Raw genomic sequence first — 2,801 nt, 5'->3', positions numbered from 1 at the left:
TCGTGGGAGAGCGCGGTGGACCAAGGACAGCTGCCGGTCTGGCGCGGCGTCGCACTCAGTGCCGACGACCAGCTGCGCGCCGAGCTGATCCAGCAGTTGATGTGCCAGGGTGAGGTGGATGGAATGTCACTGGCCCAGCGCCACGGCATTGATTTCGAGACCTACTTCGCCGAAGACCTGCAGGCCGTGCAGCGCCTGCAGCAGGATGGCCTGGCCGAGTACCGCGATGGCATCGTGCGCACCAGCGAGCCGGGGAGGCCGCTGCTGCGCCTGCTGGCGATGTGCTTCGATCCCTATCTGCGCGCTGCGCAGGAGCAGCCGCGTTATTCGCGGGCGATCTGAGCGCAGGTCTCAGCGCTTTCCGACGCCCCGTTCGGGGGGGCGAGCGGCCATGCCACCACTGGAGGTGGTGCTCCAGTTGCCGCTCAGATCGCGCACGCTGGTGGAGTAGGAGCCGTCGCTGTACTCGGTGCGCCACCTGCCGCTCAGGTCACGCTTGCTGACCGAGTAGCTGCCGTCACTGTACTGGGTGCGGATGTTGCCGCTCAGGTCAGTGCTGCTGTTGGAGTAGCTGCCATCGCTGTGGGAGGTGCGCTTGCGGCCACTCAGGTCGGTGGTGGTGGTCGAACGGCTGCCGTTGCTGTGCTCGGCGGTCACCCGGCCGGACAAGTCGCGCTTGATGCGGCTGGACGATCCGTCACTGTTGCGGATATCCAGGCTTCCGTCGAGGTTGCGATGACTGTCCGAACGACTCTGCGCCGATGCCGGTGCGGTGGCCTGGGCGAGCATCGCGACCAGCGCCAGCGATGACGCGATCCTTATCCACTTCATGGCTGATCTCCTTGTGCGCGGTTCGGCGGCCGGGGCGGGGCGTTCGATTCTGCCATGCCGGCCTGAAGGCGTCCTGATCGCGGAAACGGCAGCTGAGTGGCCGCATTCCCTCCGGCGGGCTGCTGTGCGCAACCAGCGGTGCGGACCCTTTGTGGGAGCGTCAATGCTTGATTGGGTGTGCTATTCCGCCTGAATGGAAGCCGCCTACCAGAAGCTGGTCCGCATGACGGGTGCCACCGTTTCGCTGCAGGAGGTCGCCGCGCTCTATGCCCACGATCCGGGCAGGCGCTGGGCTAGCTCATGCGCATCGCGGCTCGCGTCTGCTCCTGGGCGTGGTCCTGCTGGGCGACCTGCTGTGCCTGTGAAATCTGCTCGACCTTGGCGAGCGACTGCTCCACGGGTGTGTTGACGGCCTCGCTGATCGCAACCGACGCCCGCAGGTGTGCCGGATTGTCGAGCTCGCCCTGCACGACGAACATGCGCGGGCCCGAAACATTGCTCGGCGGAGTGCCCAGCACGACGTGATCGACGCGCTCCAAACCGCTGCTCTTAGCTGTTGCCAGCAAGCTGGCCGTCATTCGCTCGCTGATTTCATCGAAGCCGCGCCCGTGCTTGGCGTCCAAGGCGGATACGCCATCGCGAATCTGCCGGTAGAGCGCATGTTCCAAGTGGCCTTCCTTCCTGGGATCCAGGCCTGCCTTGTCCAAGGTTGATTCGATGCTTTCTTGCAACGGGCTCTTGGGAGAGAAGCCTGGATTGCTCAGAGAGGGCGAGCCCTTGTCGGTTGCATCCGGGACCAGCTGCCCGCCGGGCTTGAGCGCATTGTGGGCGCGCTGCTCCGCTTCAGCTTCTTGGCGAGCGTATGCACCGGCTTCCTCGGTGCCGCGCAGGTAATTGACCCCGTCGCGCATGAGTCCGGGGCCGCCGCCGACAAGCACGGTCGCTCCCATACGCAGCTGATGAATATCACTGCGGTAGTCGGCAATCCGGCGCAGGTCTTCAGGGTCTGTGACCCGGGCTCTGGGGTCGTCCAGTACAGACTGCACCGGCCCCTTGTCGGTCATCCGATCAAGGAAATGAACCATTCGATGGGAATCCCCCAACTGGACCGCCACAGCGGCGGACATGAGGTGGCCGCTTTTCAGCCCAGGTGCTCCGAGGGACGCGATGCGTTGGCCCTGCTCGGCGGTGCGCAGAACCTCCAGTTCCTTGGGGAGCGCGTACATCTCAACCTTGCCGTAATGCGGGCCGCCCGCACTGACCAAGTCGCCTGCCATGACATGGTTGGTGAACGGCGCCGCATTGGCTGGCTGGCCTTCCGGAAGGCGATAGGCCAACCCGGCAGCGCCGTACGGATTGAACGCGTCGCCGGGGAGGTTGTAGTGGTGCGCGGTGATCTGTGCGAGCGCGCCGCCCAGTGAATGGCCGGTGACGTGCACTGGCCCATACCCATTTCCCTCAGCCAGTTTGGTTGCCTGCTTGGTGAGCGCAAGAGCATCGCCAAGCTGTGAATTGATTCTGGCGGTGACCATCGCAGCGTCGATGCCGCCATCAAGTACTGCCTGGCGATCAAACTCGGTTCCACGATGGGCAGCGATGACTTCTTTTGTTTCTATGTTGAGGTAGACAACACCTTGATATCCGTTCCCGGAGTCGCGACGGGCCAAAACCGTGTATTTCGTTCCATCAATGGCGATGTCGGAATCGGGGGGCGGGAGGGGGTCCTTATAGACATGGTTCGAAAGCGTGGCGTTTTCCCTAGCGTTCATGGCGTTGTTCCTTCAACCCGTGTGGATACTTCGATTGGGAAGTATTCCTTGCGCTTGTCTTGTGGCATCTTTTCGTACCAACTCGAAGGTTCGGTTGGAGTCCGGCTTGGCGTTTGCCCCGTGGTCATGGCGGGCAATGCGCGCTTTATATAGGCGGTGAAGGTTTTCCCGCCTTCAATCTCACTGAATAGAGCTGAGACT

General features: G+C 63.2%; 2 protein-coding genes and 3 pseudogenes. 2 read left to right on the top strand and 3 right to left on the bottom strand.

Annotation, left to right across the window (positions count from 1 at the left end; genetic code table 11):
• Positions 1-342, top strand: a pseudogene (locus AC1VAN_RS17370) (oxygen-independent coproporphyrinogen III oxidase); the annotation flags it as partial.
• Between the two features lie 9 nt (positions 343-351).
• Here the strand turns inward: AC1VAN_RS17370 and AC1VAN_RS17365 are convergent.
• A complete protein-coding gene (locus tag AC1VAN_RS17365; RefSeq protein WP_051585027.1) occupies positions 352-831 on the bottom strand; it encodes a hypothetical protein in 480 nt (159 codons plus the stop codon).
• Between the two features lie 193 nt (positions 832-1,024).
• On the opposite strand from AC1VAN_RS17365, the pseudogene AC1VAN_RS17360 reads away from it, so the two are divergent.
• Positions 1,025-1,120, top strand: a pseudogene (locus tag AC1VAN_RS17360) (SOS response-associated peptidase family protein); the annotation flags it as partial.
• A 4-nt stretch (positions 1,121-1,124) separates the two neighbouring features.
• On the opposite strand, the gene AC1VAN_RS17355 reads toward AC1VAN_RS17360, so the two are convergent.
• Together AC1VAN_RS17355 and AC1VAN_RS17350 are read right to left on the bottom strand one after the other, a co-directional pair.
• The gene (locus tag AC1VAN_RS17355; protein ID WP_032976494.1) at positions 1,125-2,600 is read right to left on the bottom strand and encodes an XVIPCD domain-containing protein; all 1,476 of its coding nucleotides are present in this window, start codon (positions 2,598-2,600) and stop codon (positions 1,125-1,127) included.
• Positions 2,597-2,801: pseudogene (locus AC1VAN_RS17350) on the bottom strand (hypothetical protein); the annotation flags it as partial. The gene AC1VAN_RS17355 and the pseudogene AC1VAN_RS17350, both read right to left, overlap by 4 nt.

Source organism: Stenotrophomonas sp. 05L44_2, from assembly GCF_056665995.1.
This window is presented reverse-complemented; position numbering and strand designations above follow the sequence as displayed.